Origin of the sequence: Corallococcus llansteffanensis (assembly GCF_003612055.1) — a bacterium.
Lineage (GTDB): Bacteria > Myxococcota > Myxococcia > Myxococcales > Myxococcaceae > Corallococcus > Corallococcus llansteffanensis.
On the sequence record NZ_RAWB01001060.1, the window covers coordinates 1 to 1,122 of the forward strand.

Below are 1,122 nucleotides of genomic sequence, written 5' to 3' on the forward strand. Positions count from 1 at the left end.
CGCTCGCGCACGTCCTGGCGTGGAGTCGCTGGCGGCGCCACCACCAAGCCGTAGCCATGCGGTGTCACTACCGAGCCCGAGGGGCTCGATTCAAATTGCAACTGTAGGACTAGGGGCTGTCCCTGATTAACGCAGCCAGAGAAGCATGGAGGCGACGTGCAGGGCGGCGAGGTAGCAGGTCGCCGTCTTGTCGTAGCGGGTGGCAACGGCGCGAAAGCGCTTGAGGTCGTGGAAGAAGCACTCCACGCGGTAGCGCATCCGGTAGAGGGGACGGTCCAGCGGTGGCGGCTGCTTGCGGCTGGGGGGGGGTGAATGACGGGATTCATCCCCAGCTTGCGAGCGTTGGAGCGAATGCGGTCGGCGTCGTAGCCCGTGTCCGCGATGAAGGCATCGCCTTCGGCGTGCACCAGCAACTCCTCGGCCATCGTGGACTCATGCTGCTGGCCGGGCGTCAGCGCGAGGTGGAGCGGCTTACCGCCCGTCGTTGTGACCGCGTGAACCTTCGTTGAAAAACCTCCTCGAGAACGCCCCAGAGCATTGCTTCGGATCCCCCTTTTCCGCCCGAGGCGTCCTGGTGCGCTCGGACGACGGAGGCATCCGCGAGGGAGCCGCGCTCATCGACTTCAAGCCGCAAGGCTTTGAAGATGGCTTCCCATCTCCCAGCCTGCGCCCAACGGTGGAAGCGGTTGTAGACCGTCTTCCAGTGGCCGAATCGCTCGGGCAGGTCCCGCCACTGCACCCCGGTCTTCACTCGCCAGATGACGGCGTTGATGAAGTCGCGGTCCCCACGCTTCGAGGGAGGACCGCTTCGCGAGCCCAGCAAGGGCTCAATGCGGCTCCACTCGGCATCGCTCAGCTCATGTCGGCGCACAGCCAGCGTTGATCATGCCTGACGCTGGCTGGCAACCTCCTCATGCCCCTCGAAGCCGGGTCCAACCCCGATGTTCGATCCGGTAGGTTGAATTTTCGGACCAGAGATCAGGGACAGCCCCTAGTCCTACAGTTGCAATTTGAATCGAGCCCCTCGGGCTCGGTAGTGACACCGCATGGCTACGGCTTGGTGGTGGCGCCGCCAGCGACTCCACGCCAGGACGTGCGCGAGCGGAGCGACCGCACGCCACA

1 protein-coding gene and 1 pseudogene are annotated in these 1,122 nt (G+C 64.9%); both read right to left on the minus strand.

The features are described from left to right. Positions 1-126 precede the first annotated feature (126 nt). Positions 127-548: pseudogene (locus tag D7V93_RS47630) on the minus strand (IS5 family transposase). Next, complete coding sequence (locus D7V93_RS47780) at positions 452-871, minus strand: IS5 family transposase (protein ID WP_158623990.1); 420 nt, start codon at positions 869-871, stop codon at positions 452-454. Before D7V93_RS47780 ends, D7V93_RS47630 begins: the two are co-directional and overlap by 97 nt. Positions 872-1,122 lie beyond the last annotated feature (251 nt).